We start from the raw sequence: 596 nt of genomic DNA, 5'->3' as shown, positions 1-596 counted from the left end.
GAAGGCGTTGGTCATCGGATGCGGGAAGCTCATCGACATCTCTCTTCTGCAGCGTGAAATAGGGGCCGGACGGCGTCCGCCGTCCGGCCCTTGCGACTACTTCTTCTCGATCAGGTCGTAGAACTGCCAGGCGCGATCGCTCCACAGGCCGCCGATGTCGCGACCAGCCGAGGTGACGATCGACGGCGCGATCGTGAAATGATTGGCAGCCACCATCATCTCGCGGAAGGTGCGCTGGATCACGCCGGCGCGCAGCGACGCGCCGCCGCCGGCGCGGTAGGCGAAATTGCAGATATCCACGCCAACCTCGTGAATCTCGGATTTGGCCAGATGGACAAGGCTGATCTGTCGCGTCGATACGCTGTTGCCGGCCTCGACCGTCGCCTCGATGTCGCGCCAGGTTTCGAAGACAAAGGCGCGGGCAGCGCGATATCGAGCTTCGGCGCGGCCATAGTCGTGCCAGAACTTCTCGCTCTCGCCGATCAGCCCAGCGCGGCCTGACTTCGTGCGGGCGAACTTGGCGATCTCGTCCAGCATCCGCCGCCCAGTGCCGAGAGCCCAACCGGTATGCCCGATTGCGGCGAGGCCGACGACAC

1 protein-coding gene is annotated in these 596 nt (G+C 64.6%); it reads right to left on the bottom strand.

Going from position 1 to position 596, the window contains the following annotated elements; translation table 11 throughout:
• Nucleotides 1-96: 96 nt before the first annotated feature.
• A partial coding sequence (locus EOC06_RS44140; protein WP_281062130.1) for an acyl-CoA dehydrogenase family protein occupies nucleotides 97-596 on the bottom strand: 500 nt, incomplete at its 5' end.

The sequence above is a fragment of the Mesorhizobium sp. M7A.F.Ca.MR.362.00.0.0 genome (genome assembly GCF_004023175.1).
Taxonomy (GTDB): Bacteria; Pseudomonadota; Alphaproteobacteria; order Rhizobiales; family Rhizobiaceae; genus Mesorhizobium.
This window is presented reverse-complemented; position numbering and strand designations above follow the sequence as displayed.